Source organism: Escherichia whittamii (assembly GCF_014836715.1).
GTDB classification, from domain to species: Bacteria; Pseudomonadota; Gammaproteobacteria; order Enterobacterales; family Enterobacteriaceae; genus Escherichia; species Escherichia whittamii.
The window spans coordinates 344,331-357,774 of sequence record NZ_JACSQI010000003.1; the positions used below are offsets into that span (position 1 = coordinate 344,331).

Consider the following 13,444-nt stretch of genomic DNA (forward strand, 5'->3'; position numbering starts at 1 on the left):
TCTTATTATCTTTATATGCTTGATATGATTAAGGTTGTAATAAGCAAAAGAGGACTGAACTGTAAAATATAGGCGTTATACTTTACAGCAACAGTACGCTGCTAACGCAATTGCTACCTCTGGCATAACAAGTATATCGGGTAAGGGTTTCTGTTCCGCACACGCAGGCGCAGAGTATCGTTAAGATGTCCATATTGTTGTTTTAGGCCCGCTAGTAATGCGCTACGGGTATTTAATTTTGTTAAACCCTGATAATCGCTCCGGTTATTTCCGGGATAAATGTACTACCGCAGTTACTATAATAGCCCCGACAATAAAACTTGCCGGGGCTTTTTTTGACGCTATTAATGACTTTCTTTTTCGCGTAAACGCCAGGCGTGTAATAACGGTTCGGTATAACCGTTTGGCTGTTTCACACCGAGGAAGATTAAATCGCTGGCGGCTTTAAACGCACACGAGTTAGCGAAATTCCCCACCATCGGACGATACGCCGGATCGCCAGCGTTTTGCTGATCAACCACCTTCGCCATATTCTCCAGCGACGCCTGCACCTGTTCTTTAGTCAGAATGCCGTGGCGTAACCAGTTGGCAATATGCTGGCTGGAGATGCGCAGCGTTGCGCGGTCTTCCATCAGCGCCACGTTGTGAATATCCGGCACTTTTGAACAACCAATCCCCTGCTCGACCCAGCGCACCACGTAGCCCAGAATTCCCTGCACGTTGTTATCCAGCTCTTGTTGGATCTCTTGCGCCGACCAGTTAGCGTTTTCAGCAACCGGAATGGTCAGCAAATCGTCCAGCAGCGGTTCAAATTCAGCATTGAACTCGGTCTGAGCAATGTTAGCTTGCACGCTCTGCACGTTGGTTTGGTGGTAATGCAGCGCATGCAGCGTAGCCGCGGTTGGTGACGGAACCCAGGCCGTGTTCGCCCCGGCACGTAACTGATCGCCCTTCTGGCTGTACATGTCTGCCATCAGGTCCGGCATTGCCCACATTCCTTTACCGATTTGCGCTTTGCCACGCAGCCCGCAGAACAGGCCGGAGAGCACGTTGTTGCGCTCGTAGGCTTTGATCCACGGCGTCGATTTCATCTGGTTTTTACGCAGCATTGGCCCAGCTTCCATCACCGAATGCATTTCATCGCCAGTACGGTCGAGGAAGCCGGTGTTGATAAACGCCACGCGGTTGCTCGCCTGAGCGATACAGCTACGTAAGTTCAGCGAGGTCCGGCGTTCTTCATCCATAATGCCCATTTTCAGGGTGTTCGGCGCCATACCGAGCATTGTCTCAATGCGAGTAAACAGTTTGTTGGCGAACGCCACTTCCTGCGGACCGTGCATTTTCGGTTTCACAATGTAGACGCTGCCGGTGCGCGAGTTTTTCTGCACTTTTAAGTCGTAGAGGGCAATCGCGCCAGTCATGACGCCATCAAGGATCCCTTCCGGAATTTCATTGCCTTCGCTGTCCCAAATTACGGGAATGGTCATCAAATGACCTACGTTACGGATAAACAGCAGCGAGCGTCCGTGCAGAGAAATTTCAGAGCCATCGGCGGCGGTGTACTGACGATCGTCATTCAGTTTACGCACGATCTGCCGACCGTTTTTCTCCATTTTCTCTTGCAGAGTCCCCTGCATCAGGCCCAGCAGGTTGCGGTACAGCAGGATTTTATCTTCCGCATCAACCGCCGCGACCGAGTCTTCACAGTCGAGAATGGTACTGATGGCGGCTTCGACGATTACGTCGTTAATATGCGCCGGATCGTCTTTGCCAATCCGCCCGTTGGCATCAATTTGCAGTTCAATATGCAGACCATTATTTTTCAGCAAAATGCAGGTCGGCGCAGCGGCATCGCCACGGTAACCGACAAACTGCGCCGGAGTACGTAACGTGGTTTCTGTGCCATTTTTCAACTGGATGCGTAATTGTTTGTCGACCACCTTAAACGTCGCCACATCCTGATAGCTGCCATTTTCCAGCGGTAGTGATTCATCGAGGAAGCGACGAACCCAACGAATAACCTGTTCACCGCGCTGCGGATCGTAGCCGCTGACCATCGCCCCTTCCTGCGGGATGATGTCGCTGCCGTATAGCGCGTCATACAGTGACCCCCAGCGAGCGTTCGCCGCGTTCAGCGCGTAACGGGCGTTCATCGCCGGAACCACCAGCTGTGGCCCCGCCTGATGGGTAATTTCACTGTCGATCCCCGTGGTTTCCACCGTAACGTGGTCCGGCTGCGGTACGAGATAGCCCAGTTCACGCAGGAAAGATTTATAAGCCGCTTTGTCTTTTACCGGCCCCGGATTGCTGCGATGCCACTCGTCAAGCGCAGCCTGAATGCGATCGCGTTCTGCCAGTAATTGACGATTTTCTGGCGCCAGATCGTGAACTATCTCATCAAAATTGCGCCAGAACGCGGCAGCGTCCAGTTCCACGCCCGGTAAAACTTCTTCATCCACAAAACGTTTAAAGTCGGCGTCAATGCGTAAACGGCCCTGGGTTATGGTTTGACTCATTGTTTATCTCCTCGTTTTCGCTTATTTCGCCAACACCGCTGCTGCCGCTTTCGCGACCTGCGCATCCTGTGCTCCGGTTAAACCAGAAACGCCCACGGCACCAATAATTTGTCCATCAACAACAACCGGTACGCCGCCTTCCAGCGACGTAAGTAACGGCGCAGTCACAAATGCCGCGCGTCCATTATTTACCATCTCTTCATAGCCCTTGGTTTCGCGGCGCCCCAGCGCGGCGGTACGTGCTTTCTCCTGGGAGATATAGGCCGCTATCGGTGCGCAATCGTCCATGCGACTCAATGCCAGCAGATGACCGCCGTCATCAGCAACAGCAATGGAGACAGACCAGTTATTTTTTTGCGCCTCTTCCTGACCTGCGGCAATAATTGCACTCGCCATTTGCTGGCTAAGAATGACTTTAGTTTTCATTTTGTTATTCCTTTTCAAGGGCTTGTTCTACAATTTCAATCCAGTGACGCACAGAGGTACGACCGGCGCTCGCCAGATGCGTCTGGCACCCGATATTGGCGGTGACGATCATTTCCGGTTTGCCGCTTTCCAGCGCATTCATTTTGTTATCCCGTAGCTGGCGCGCCAGATCGGGATGCGTTAACGCATATGTTCCCGCCGATCCGCAGCACAGATGGCTGTCGGGAACGTCGGTTAAGGTAAATCCCAGCCGCAGTAACACTTTTTCTACTTCGCCATTCAGCTTTTGCGCATGTTGCAGAGTGCACGGGCAGTGAAAGGCCAGTTTTTTATCACCGCGAATCGCCAGCGTTTCCAGCGGCTCCTCACGCAAAAGTTCGACTAAATCGACCGCCAGCTTGCTGACCTGACGCGCTTTATCGGCATACAGCGCATCGTTTTTCAGCATCTGCCCGTACTCTTTGACGAACGCGCCGCAACCGCTGGCGGTTTGCAAAATCGCCTCGGCCCCCGCTTCAATCGCTGGCCACCAGGCATCGATATTATTTCGCGCGCGCGCTAGCCCTTTTGCTTGCGCATTAAGATGATAGTCCACCGCGCCGCAACAGCCCGCTTCGCTGGCAGGCGTGACGCTGATCCCCAGACGATCCAACACCCGCGCGGTTGCCGCGTTAGTGTTGGGCGAAAGCGTAGGCTGGGCGCAGCCTTCCAGCATTAAAACCAGACGCTTATGGCGCAGCGGTGGACGCGGTTTGGCTTTCACGGTTTCAGCGGGCAGTTTTGCTTTTATCTGTTCCGGCAGCAGTGGTCGCAGCACCAGCCCTACCTGCGTCAATGCGCGAAAGATCGCCGGACGCGGCACCACCTGACGCAGCCCTTCGCGCAGCATTCGCTCCGGCAGTGGACGTTTCACTTTCTGCTCGACAATATCACGCCCGATATCCAGCAGAGTGTGATAGCGCACACCAGAAGGACAGGTGGTTTCACAATTACGGCAAGTGAGACAGCGATCGAGATGCTCCTGCGTTTTAAGCGTGACTTCGTTGCCTTCCAGCACCTGTTTAATCAGATAGATGCGCCCGCGCGGCCCGTCCAGTTCATCGCCCAAAAGCTGATAAGTTGGGCAGGTTGCGGTACAAAATCCGCAGTGGACACAGGCGCGCAGGATGCTGTCGGCTTCCAGCGCCCGCGCGTTCTGGCGCATCTCTTCGGTTAATCGGGTTTGCATAGCCTGCTCCTCAAAGTTCCGCGTACATGCGACCGGGGTTAAACACGCCGCAAGGATCGAGCTGCTGTTTAAGCTGCTGGTGATAGCGGAATAAAGGAGTCGGTAGCGGGGCAAAGCCGCCATCTCCGGCACTAAAACGGGTAGCATGTCCGCCAGCGTTGCTGGCGATACGATGGATTTGATTGTCATCGGCTGTCGATTTCAGCCAGCGTAACGCCCCGCCCCAGTCGAGCAGTTGCTCGCCGGGTAAATCCAACATCGGCGAATCGGTGGGGAGTGAAATACGCCATAAAGTACCAGGTAACGAGAAGAACGGCAGTTGTTGTTCACGCAATTGCTGCCAGAACTGACCCGCAACCTCTTCGCCACCCAGCAGTTCACGCGCCGCTTTTACCGATCCTTCACCGCCTTCAAGGCGGAGCCACAAGGCGTTGTCGAAATAACATAAGCCGCTAATGGGAAGTGGCTGGAGTTGCCACTGGGCAATTTCACTCATGGCTTCTTGCAGGCTGATTTCCCGACGCAGGCTCAGGGTGGCGCGCGGTCGCGGCAACACTTTCATTGAGATTTCAGTGAGTACGCCAAGACAACCGTAGCTTCCGGCCATTAACCGCGAGAGATCGTATCCGGCGACGTTTTTCATCACTTCGCCGCCAAAGCGCAGATGTTTTCCAGTGCCGGTAATGATGCGCGTACCGAGGACAAAATCGCGTACCGATCCGCTCCACGGGCGACGCGGCCCCGCCAGCCCGCAGGCGACCATCCCGCCCCAGGTGGCTTCTTCACCATAATGTGGCGGCTCGCAGGGCAGCATTTGCCCGGCGCTCTCCAGCGCAGCTTCAATCGCCACCAGCGGTGTTCCGGCACGCGCGGTGATCACCAGCTCCGTCGGGTCGTAATTAACAATGCCGCGATGACAACGCACATCCAGCGTTTGCCCGGTGACAGGGCGACCTAAAAAGGCTTTGCTATTGCTGCCTTGAATTACCAGCGGCGTTTTATCGCTAATCGCCTGATTCACCTGCTCCAGCAGCGCCTGGCTGTAATCGCACTCGCGTAGCATCAGAAACGCTCCAGTTCAGGGAAAGGTAAATGACCGTGATGCACGTGCATGGCACCAAATTCAGCGCAGCGGTGCAGTGTGGGAATGTTTTTCCCTGGGTTCAGCAAACCATCCGGATCAAACGCCGCCTTAACTGCATGGAAGGTAGTGATTTCATCGCTGTTGAACTGGGCACACATTTGATTAATTTTTTCCCGTCCGATGCCATGCTCCCCACTAATGCTGCCGCCCACTTCGACGCAAAGCTCGAGGATCTTCCCGCCCAGCGCTTCTGCGCGGGCAAATTCGCCAGGTTCGTTGGCATCGAAAAGGATTAACGGGTGCATGTTGCCGTCTCCGGCATGAAAGACGTTGGCAACGCGTAAATCATATTGCTGCGATAAACGGGCAATGCCTTCCAGTACGCCAGGCAGCGCGCGGCGTGGGATGGTGCCGTCCATACAGTAGTAATCCGGGGAAATGCGCCCCACTGCCGGGAAGGCGTTTTTGCGGCCAGCCCAGAAACGTACGCGCTCCGCTTCATCCTGCGCCAGACGGACGTCAGTCGCGCCCGCTTTCAGTAAGATGTCGTTAACTCGCTCGCAGTCTTCCTGTACATCAGACTCCACGCCGTCCAGCTCACACAATAAAATCGCTTCGGCATCGACGGGATAACCGGCATGAATAAAATCTTCCGCCGCGCGGATCGACAGGTTATCCATCATCTCCAGCCCTCCGGGGATAATGCCATTGGCGATGATGTCACCGACGGCGAGTCCGGCTTTTTCTACCGAGTCAAAGCTGGCTAACAACACGCGCGCCACGGGCGGCTTCGGCAGCAGTTTTACCGTCACTTCGGTGGTCACGCCGAGCATGCCTTCCGATCCAGTAAACAGCGCCAGCAGGTCAAAACCTGGCGAATCCAGCGCGTCCGATCCCAGCGTCAGCGCCTCGCCTTCCAGCGTTTGCACTTCAATTTTCAGCAGGTTATGTACGGTAAGCCCATACTTCAGGCAGTGGACGCCTCCGGCATTTTCCGCCACGTTGCCGCCAATGGAACAGGCGATTTGTGAGGAAGGATCCGGCGCGTAATAGAGATTATGCGGCGCTACGGCCTGGGAGATCGCCAGGTTACGCACGCCCGGTTGCACGCGCGCACGGCGCCCAATGGGGTTAATGTCGAGGATCTCTTTAAAGCGCGCCATCACCAACAACACACCTTTTTCCAGCGGCAGCGCGCCGCCAGAAAGCCCGGTGCCTGCACCACGGGTCACCACCGGTACACGCAGACGGTGGCAAACAGCCAGAATCGCCGTCACCTGTTCCATCTGCTTAGGCAGAACAACCAGTAATGGACGCGTGCGATACGCGCTCAACCCGTCACATTCGTAAGGAGTGATCTCCTCATCGGTATGCAGGATCTCCAGTCCAGGGACATGCTCACGCAGTGCCATCAGTACCGATGTGCGGTCGACATCGGGTAAAGCGCCATCAAGACGCTCTTCGTACAAGATGCTCATGAGTAGGGTTCGCTTTGTTGTGTTGTGTGGCAGCTGATTTTTGCGCGCTGCTTCTGTGAACAGTTATTAAGCGGGCTTTTTGTTTTCGTCTATCTCTTTAGCTACCGGTCAGACCATTTTTTTTCCATCTCTGTGACTTCGCATTGGTTAACTCAATGTTAAATTGATGTAACATAATCACTTACGTGATGTACGTGTTTCGCGAATTAAGAACAGAAAAATTGGTCCTACCTGTGCACGAGGTCCGGGAATGAAAGATGAGCGTCGCCCTATTTGCGAAGTGGTTGCAGAGAGTATCGAACGGCTAATTATCGACGGCGTGCTGAAGGTCGGCCAGCCGCTTCCTTCGGAACGTCGGCTGTGTGAAAAGCTCGGCTTCTCGCGTTCCGCATTGCGTGAAGGGCTGACCGTGCTGCGCGGACGCGGGATTATTGAAACGGCGCAGGGGCGTGATTCCCGAGTAGCGAGGCTTAATAGAGTGCAGGACACCAGCCCGCTGATCCATCTGTTCAGCACGCAGCCACGAACGCTGTACGATCTACTCGACGTTCGCGCATTGCTGGAAGGCGAATCGGCAAGGTTGGCGGCTACGCTGGGAACCCAGGCTGATTTTGTCTTGATAACTCGCTGTTATGAAAAAATGCTCGCCGCCAGTGAGAACAACAAAGAGATTTCGCTGATCGAACATGCGCAGTTGGATCACGCTTTCCATCTCGCGATTTGTCAGGCTTCCCACAATCAGGTGCTGGTGTTTACGCTGCAATCATTGACTGATCTGATGTTTAATTCGGTGTTTGCCAGCGTAAATAATCTCTACCATCGACCACAGCAGAAGAAACAGATCGATCGCCAGCATGCGCGGATCTATAACGCGGTTTTGCAGCGCCTGCCGCACGTCGCCCAGCGCGCCGCCCGCGATCACGTGATGACCGTGAAAAAGAATCTCCACGATATCGAACTGGAAGGCCACCATTTGATTCGCTCGGCGGTGCCGCTGGAGATGAAGTAGTGGTGGGGAAATATGAGCTGTTTTTCCCCCTCTCCCCGAGGCCAGGAGACTATCCGTGCGCTTAATGGGATCTGCCGTTAAATCTGCTTTTCATACAATCGGTAACGCTTGTACGGCTCCGCCCCAATGCGTTCCAGCATGTTATTCATGCCGGTATTGGTTTCGAGGATCCATGACATTTCCAGCGCATCAATCTTCCGGCGGGCAAAGGGATCGCGTAAGGCTTCAATCAGCAACAGCGCGATCACCGGGCCGATGCGGCTAAACTGATACTCGTCACGCACGCCCATCAGCGGCACTCGTGCGGTTCGCATACCGCTGACTTTTAAGCGCCACAGCAATTTTGCCCAGCCAAAGGGAAAGAGCGATCCGTTCAGATCGGCAATCGCCTCGTTGATGTTCGGCAAGCCGACAATAAACGCGCAGGGAGCAGAATCAATCTCGGCGATGTAGATCATATCGTCCGGCACCAGATACTTAAGTTGATCGCCCATGATTGCAAATTCGCGTTCGGTAAACGGCACAAATCCCCAGTTGTGCTGCCAGCCAGAGTTGAAAATCTCACGCAGAATCTGCATTTCTTCGGCGAACCGCTGGCGATTAATACAGCGAATGGTCACCTTTTTGCGCACCTGTTCCATCAGTTTTTTTAGCGCCGGAGAGAAAGTGAGATCGGTTCGCTGCATCCACCACGCCAGTAAATCAATGCCTTTGTGATAACCCAACTGTTCGATATGCGCGGCATACCACGGTTTACCGTGCGGCATCATCGCGCTGGGAGGCGTGTCAAAACCTTCAATCAGTAATCCGCTTTCCTGATTGATATTCAGGCTGAAAGGCCCGCTGATCTTACTTGCACCTTGTGACTTCAACCATGCTTCCGCTGCGCCAAACAAAGCGGCAAAAACCTGCGAATCATCAATGGCATCAATCATGCCGAAATGACCGGTATCTTCGCCGTAACGTTCACGATGCAAGGTATCGATTTGCGCAGTAATGCGCCCTACTACCCGCCCTGCTTTTTTCGCCACCCACGCCTGCCAGATAATATGGTCCGTCCCCGGATTTTTCGCAGACAAATGCTCGTTGCGTTCAATGAATAAAGGGGGTATCCAGTTTGGATCGTCGGGATAAAGTGATGACGGAAAAGCGATAAATGCCTTAAGGTCATTTTTATTAATTACTTTTTCAATTTTAATCATCAGCAGATCGCATTCCATAGTTCTGTGGGTAACAAATAATTAACGGTGACAAACAGGTTGCAACAGCAACGAACGGCACCTTAATAATCAACCCAATGAATACAAACGACGAATAAATAGTATTTATTAATGATTACGGTAAGGTCAGAGACTACACAGAAGCGCCTCAATGCCTTTTGTCGATTTAAGGCGACCGGACAAGGTTTCTTCTTAATATATTCATAAATTAAATATCATTCACAATAAAAACAACAAAGCCAAACCTATTATTTAAATCAATGTTCAATATCACACCAATGAAAATACTATCTCATTTATCTTTTATGCATATATAATCCACCGCATTATTGTCACTTTATTTTTGATATCCAATTTTTTCGTGGTGTATATGTCCAATAAAATTTTTACGCATTCCCTACCTATGCGCTATGCCGATTTTCCAACGCTGGTTGATGCTTTGGACTATGCCGCGCTGGGAAGCGCCGAAATGAGTTTTTATGACAGGCGTTGCCAACTTGAAGAAAAATTGGAATATCAGACACTAAAAGCGCGCGCCGAAACAGGAGCAAAGCGACTGCTATCGCTGAACCTGAAAAAAGGCGATCGCGTGGCGCTGATTGCCGAAACCAGTAGCGGGTTTGTCGAGGCATTTTTTGCCTGCCAGTATGCAGGATTAGTTGCTGTGCCATTGGCGATTCCAATGGGCGTCGGTCAGCGGGATTCCTGGAGCACCAAACTGCAAGGTTTACTGGCAAGCTGCCAACCAGCCGCGATAATTACTGGCGATGAATGGTTGCCACTGGTCAATGCCGCGACGCATAACAACAACCCCGAATTACATGTTTTAAGCCACGCCTGGTTTAAGGCGTTACCGGAAGCTGATGTTGCACTCCAGCGTCCGGTTCCAGACGATATCGCCTACCTCCAGTACACCTCTGGCAGCACCCGTTTTCCCCGTGGCGTTATCATCACTCACCGCGAAGTGATGGCTAATCTACGCGCCATAAGCCACGATGGCATTAAATTACGCCCTGGTGACCGTTGCGTCTCCTGGCTGCCCTTCTACCATGATATGGGGCTGGTCGGTTTTCTCCTGACACCTGTCGCCACGCAGCTTTCCGTGGATTATTTACGTACCCAGGATTTCGCCATGCGCCCGCTGCAATGGCTTAAATTGATCAGTAAAAATCGCGGCACTGTTTCCGTCGCGCCGCCGTTTGGCTATGAATTGTGTCAGCGCCGCGTGAATGAAAAAGATCTCGCTGAACTGGAACTCTCCTGCTGGCGCGTCGCTGGTATTGGCGCAGAACCTATCTCCGCAGAACAACTCCATCAATTTGCTGAATGTTTCCGTCAGGTTAATTTTAACGATAAAACCTTTATGCCCTGCTACGGACTGGCAGAGAACGCGCTGGCCGTCAGCTTCTCCGATGAAGCCTCCGGGGTTGTGGTTAACGAAGTGGATCGCGACATCCTCGAATATCAGGGTAAAGCCGTCGCACCGGGTGCTGAAACACGCGCCGTATCGACTTTCGTCAACTGCGGTAAAACGTTGCCAGAACATGGCATTGAAATTCGTAATGAAGCGGGCCTGCCAGTAGCAGAACGCGTAGTGGGCCATATTTGCATTTCTGGTCCCAGCCTAATGAGCGGCTATTTTGGCGACCAGACCTCGCAGGACGATATCGCGGCGACGGGCTGGTTAGATACCAGCGACCTCGGTTATCTGCTGGACGGTTACCTCTATGTCACTGGGCGTATTAAAGATCTGATTATTATTCGTGGCCGCAATATCTGGCCGCAAGATATTGAATACATTGCGGAACAGGAACCGGAAATTCATTCTGGCGATGCCATTGCTTTTGTTACCGCTCAGGAAAAAATCATTTTGCAGATCCAGTGTCGGATCAGCGACGAAGAACGTCGCACCCAGCTTATCCACTCTCTGGCGGCGCGGATACAAAGCGAATTTGGCGTTTCGGCGGCTATCGACTTGTTACCACCACACAGTATTCCGCGCACATCTTCCGGTAAACCTGCCCGCGCAGAAGCGAAAAAACGTTATCAGAAGGCCTATGCCGCTAATCTTCATGTGCAGAAATCCCTCGCAGGTTTTGCGCAATGAATCAAACGGTCGCGGTGACGGGCGCTACCGGGTTTATCGGTAAATATATTATCGATAATCTGCTCGCCCGTGACTTTCACGTCCGCGCATTAACGCGTACTCCCCGTGCTCACCATAACGATAACGTTACCTGGGTGCGCGGTTCGCTGGAAGATACGCATTCACTTAGCGAGCTGGTTGCTGGTGCCGGTGCTGTGGTCCATTGCGCCGGGCAAGTACGCGGACACAAAGAGGATGTCTTTACTCGCTGTAACGTTGACGGCAGTCTGCGCCTGATGCAGGCGGCAAAAGAGAGCGGCTTTTGCCAACGTTTTCTTTTTATCTCTTCGCTGGCGGCGCGCCATCCCCAACTCTCCTGGTATGCAAAATCCAAACACGTCGCCGAACAACGACTGGCAGCAATGACGAACGAAATTACGCTGGGCGTTTTTCGCCCAACCGCAGTCTATGGCCCTGGCGATAAAGAGTTAAAACCCCTGTTTGACTGGATGCTCCGCGGTCTGCTGCCACGGCCTGGCGCACCAGATACGCAGCTCTCTTTCCTGCACGTTACCGATTTCGCTCAGGCGGTAGGTCAGTGGTTAAGCGCCGAAACTGTACAAACGCAAACGTATGAATTATGTGATGGCGTCGCCGGAGGCTATGACTGGCAGCGTGTGCAACAGCTTGCCGCCGCCGCCCGTCGTGGTTCCGTGCGGATGGTCGGCGTTCCTCTGCCGTTGCTCACCTGCCTTGCGGATATCAGTACCGCGTTAAGTCGCCTGGCAGGTAAAGAACCCATGCTCACCCGCTCGAAATTGGGTGAATTAACCCATATCGACTGGTCGGCAAGTAATAACCGTATTTCTGAAGATATTAATTGGTTTCCCGGGATTAGCCTGGAACACGCATTACGCAACGGGCTATTTTGATTGTCTTGTTAAAAGGTGTGTTAACGTTTCTATGGTAAATCGTGAAATAGTAATGGATTACATCCTTTCCTGTTTACAGGATTTGGTCGAAAACGGTGTGGAAATTAAGCCTGACAGCGATCTCGTCAACGATCTCGGCCTGGAGTCGATTAAAGTGATGGATCTTTTAATGATGCTGGAAGACAGATTTGATATTTCCATTCCTATTAATATTCTGCTGGATGTCAAAACTCCTGTGCAATTAATGGAAACACTACTTCCATGGCTGGAGAATAAATAATGGGGCTATACGATAAATATGCGCGTCTTGCGGGCGAGCGCCTGCAATTTAGCGATAACGGGTTAACGCCGTTTGGCACCTGTATTGATGAAGTGTATTCCGCCACCGAAGGCCGTATCGGTAATAAAAAAGTGATCCTGGCCGGGACCAATAATTATCTCGGTTTAACCTTCAATCATGATGCCATCGCCGATGGTCAGGCAGCGTTAGCGACACAAGGCACCGGCACCACCGGTTCACGTATGGCTAATGGCAGTTATGCGCCGCATCTGGCCTTAGAGAAAGAGATTGCAGAGTTTTTCAATCGTCCTGGTGCTATCGTTTTTTCAACCGGTTATACCGCTAATTTAGGCGTCATCAGCGCACTTGCCGACCATAACGCCGTGGTGTTGTTGGATGCCGACAGCCACGCCAGTATTTATGACGCCTGTTCTCTCGGCGGCGCGGAGATTATTCGTTTCCGCCATAATGACGCCAACGATCTGGAACGTCGCATGGTTCGCCTCGGTGAACGGGCGAAAGAGGCGATTATCATCGTTGAGGGCATCTACAGTATGCTCGGTGACGTTGCGCCGCTGGCCGAAATTGTTGATATCAAACGTCGTCTCGGCGGATATTTAATTGTCGATGAAGCTCACTCGTTTGGCGTGTTAGGCGCAACGGGCCGCGGGCTGGTTGAAGCCGTTGGCGTTGAAGATGATGTGGATATTATCGTTGGCACCTTCAGTAAAAGCCTGGCCTCTATTGGTGGTTTTGCCGTGGGTTCGGAAGCGATGGAAGTGCTGCGCTACGGCAGCCGTCCGTATATTTTTACCGCCTCTCCTTCTCCTTCCTGCATTGCAACCGTGCGCTCATCGTTAAGAACCATTGCCACTCAACCAGAGTTGCGGCAAAAACTGATGGATAATGCCAACCATCTGTATGACGGGCTACAAAAATTGGGTTACGAATTAAGCTCACATATTAGTCCGGTAGTGCCGGTAATAATCGGCTCGAAAGAGGAAGGTTTACGCATCTGGCGTGAGCTTATTTCGCTGGGCGTGTATGTGAACCTTATCCTGCCACCTGCCGCGCCAGCGGGCATGACGCTACTGCGCTGTAGCGTTAACGCTGCCCACAGTCGCGAGCAAATTGATGCCATCATTCAGGCGTTCGCTACCCTGAAGCAATAATATTGCCCCGCCA

General features: G+C 52.7%; 11 protein-coding genes. 5 read left to right on the plus strand and 6 right to left on the minus strand.

Annotation, left to right across the window (positions count from 1 at the left end; all coding sequences use genetic code 11):
* Window positions 1-344: 344 nt before the first annotated feature.
* From glcB to glcD, 5 genes are read right to left on the minus strand one after another with little or no spacing between them, the layout of a single operon-like run.
* Window positions 345-2,516: a malate synthase G gene (gene glcB / locus H9644_RS07350; RefSeq protein WP_191773952.1), complete on the minus strand. Its 2,172-nt coding sequence runs from the start codon at window positions 2,514-2,516 to the stop codon at window positions 345-347.
* 21 nt (window positions 2,517-2,537) lie between these two features.
* On the minus strand, window positions 2,538-2,942 hold the full coding sequence (locus H9644_RS07355; RefSeq protein ID WP_064529678.1) for a heme-binding protein: 405 nt from the start codon (window positions 2,940-2,942) through the stop codon (window positions 2,538-2,540).
* A gap of 4 nt (window positions 2,943-2,946) precedes the next feature.
* A complete protein-coding gene (gene glcF, locus H9644_RS07360) occupies window positions 2,947-4,170 on the minus strand; it encodes a glycolate oxidase subunit GlcF (RefSeq protein WP_064529677.1) in 1,224 nt (407 codons plus the stop codon).
* A gap of 10 nt (window positions 4,171-4,180) precedes the next feature.
* Window positions 4,181-5,233 carry a glycolate oxidase subunit GlcE gene (gene glcE / locus H9644_RS07365; RefSeq protein WP_191773954.1) on the minus strand — a complete coding sequence of 351 codons (1,053 nt, stop codon included), beginning with the start codon at window positions 5,231-5,233 and terminating at the stop codon, window positions 4,181-4,183.
* Window positions 5,233-6,732: a glycolate oxidase subunit GlcD gene (gene glcD / locus H9644_RS07370; protein ID WP_191773956.1), complete on the minus strand. Its 1,500-nt coding sequence runs from the start codon at window positions 6,730-6,732 to the stop codon at window positions 5,233-5,235. Before glcD ends, glcE begins: the two co-directional genes overlap by 1 nt.
* 250 nt (window positions 6,733-6,982) lie before the next feature.
* Between glcD and glcC the strand changes: the two genes are divergently transcribed.
* Window positions 6,983-7,741: a transcriptional regulator GlcC gene (gene glcC, locus H9644_RS07375; RefSeq protein WP_191773958.1), complete on the plus strand. Its 759-nt coding sequence runs from the start codon at window positions 6,983-6,985 to the stop codon at window positions 7,739-7,741.
* A 77-nt stretch (window positions 7,742-7,818) separates the two neighbouring features.
* Here the strand turns inward: glcC and yghO are convergent, their stop codons facing one another.
* On the minus strand, window positions 7,819-8,961 hold the full coding sequence (yghO, locus tag H9644_RS07380; protein WP_191773960.1) for a protein YghO: 1,143 nt from the start codon (window positions 8,959-8,961) through the stop codon (window positions 7,819-7,821).
* Between the two features lie 370 nt (window positions 8,962-9,331).
* Between yghO and H9644_RS07385 the strand changes: the two genes are divergently transcribed.
* Genes H9644_RS07385 through spt form a run of 4 tightly spaced genes read left to right on the plus strand, consistent with a single transcriptional unit; the run spans window position 9,332 to window position 13,431 of the window.
* Window positions 9,332-11,068 carry a fatty acyl-AMP ligase gene (locus H9644_RS07385; protein ID WP_225221313.1) on the plus strand — a complete coding sequence of 579 codons (1,737 nt, stop codon included), beginning with the start codon at window positions 9,332-9,334 and terminating at the stop codon, window positions 11,066-11,068.
* On the plus strand, window positions 11,065-11,979 hold the full coding sequence (locus H9644_RS07390) for an NAD-dependent epimerase/dehydratase family protein (protein ID WP_191773962.1): 915 nt from the start codon (window positions 11,065-11,067) through the stop codon (window positions 11,977-11,979). The genes H9644_RS07385 and H9644_RS07390 overlap by 4 nt, the downstream gene beginning before the upstream one ends.
* 31 nt (window positions 11,980-12,010) lie before the next feature.
* Window positions 12,011-12,259 (plus strand): acyl carrier protein, encoded by a 249-nt coding sequence (locus tag H9644_RS07395; RefSeq protein ID WP_001697422.1) that lies wholly within the window; start codon window positions 12,011-12,013, stop codon window positions 12,257-12,259.
* A complete protein-coding gene (spt, locus tag H9644_RS07400) occupies window positions 12,259-13,431 on the plus strand; it encodes a serine palmitoyltransferase (protein ID WP_191773964.1) in 1,173 nt (390 codons plus the stop codon). The genes H9644_RS07395 and spt overlap by 1 nt, the downstream gene beginning before the upstream one ends.
* Window positions 13,432-13,444: the final 13 nt, after the last annotated feature.

Excerpts from the sequence above, each read along its gene's own strand:
- glcC (WP_191773958.1), top strand. The coding sequence starts at position 6,983 with ATGAAAGATGAGCGTCGCCCTATTTGCGAAGTGGTTGCAGAGAGTATC.
- H9644_RS07390 (WP_191773962.1), top strand. The coding sequence starts at position 11,065 with ATGAATCAAACGGTCGCGGTGACGGGCGCTACCGGGTTTATCGGTAAA.
- glcB (WP_191773952.1), bottom strand. The coding sequence starts at position 2,516 with ATGAGTCAAACCATAACCCAGGGCCGTTTACGCATTGACGCCGACTTT.
- glcD (WP_191773956.1), bottom strand. The coding sequence starts at position 6,732 with ATGAGCATCTTGTACGAAGAGCGTCTTGATGGCGCTTTACCCGATGTC.
- H9644_RS07355 (WP_064529678.1), bottom strand. The coding sequence starts at position 2,942 with ATGAAAACTAAAGTCATTCTTAGCCAGCAAATGGCGAGTGCAATTATT.
- H9644_RS07395 (WP_001697422.1), top strand. The coding sequence starts at position 12,011 with ATGGTAAATCGTGAAATAGTAATGGATTACATCCTTTCCTGTTTACAG.
- H9644_RS07385 (WP_225221313.1), top strand. The coding sequence starts at position 9,332 with ATGTCCAATAAAATTTTTACGCATTCCCTACCTATGCGCTATGCCGAT.
- glcF (WP_064529677.1), bottom strand. The coding sequence starts at position 4,170 with ATGCAAACCCGATTAACCGAAGAGATGCGCCAGAACGCGCGGGCGCTG.
- glcE (WP_191773954.1), bottom strand. The coding sequence starts at position 5,233 with ATGCTACGCGAGTGCGATTACAGCCAGGCGCTGCTGGAGCAGGTGAAT.
- yghO (WP_191773960.1), bottom strand. The coding sequence starts at position 8,961 with ATGGAATGCGATCTGCTGATGATTAAAATTGAAAAAGTAATTAATAAA.
- spt (WP_191773964.1), top strand. The coding sequence starts at position 12,259 with ATGGGGCTATACGATAAATATGCGCGTCTTGCGGGCGAGCGCCTGCAA.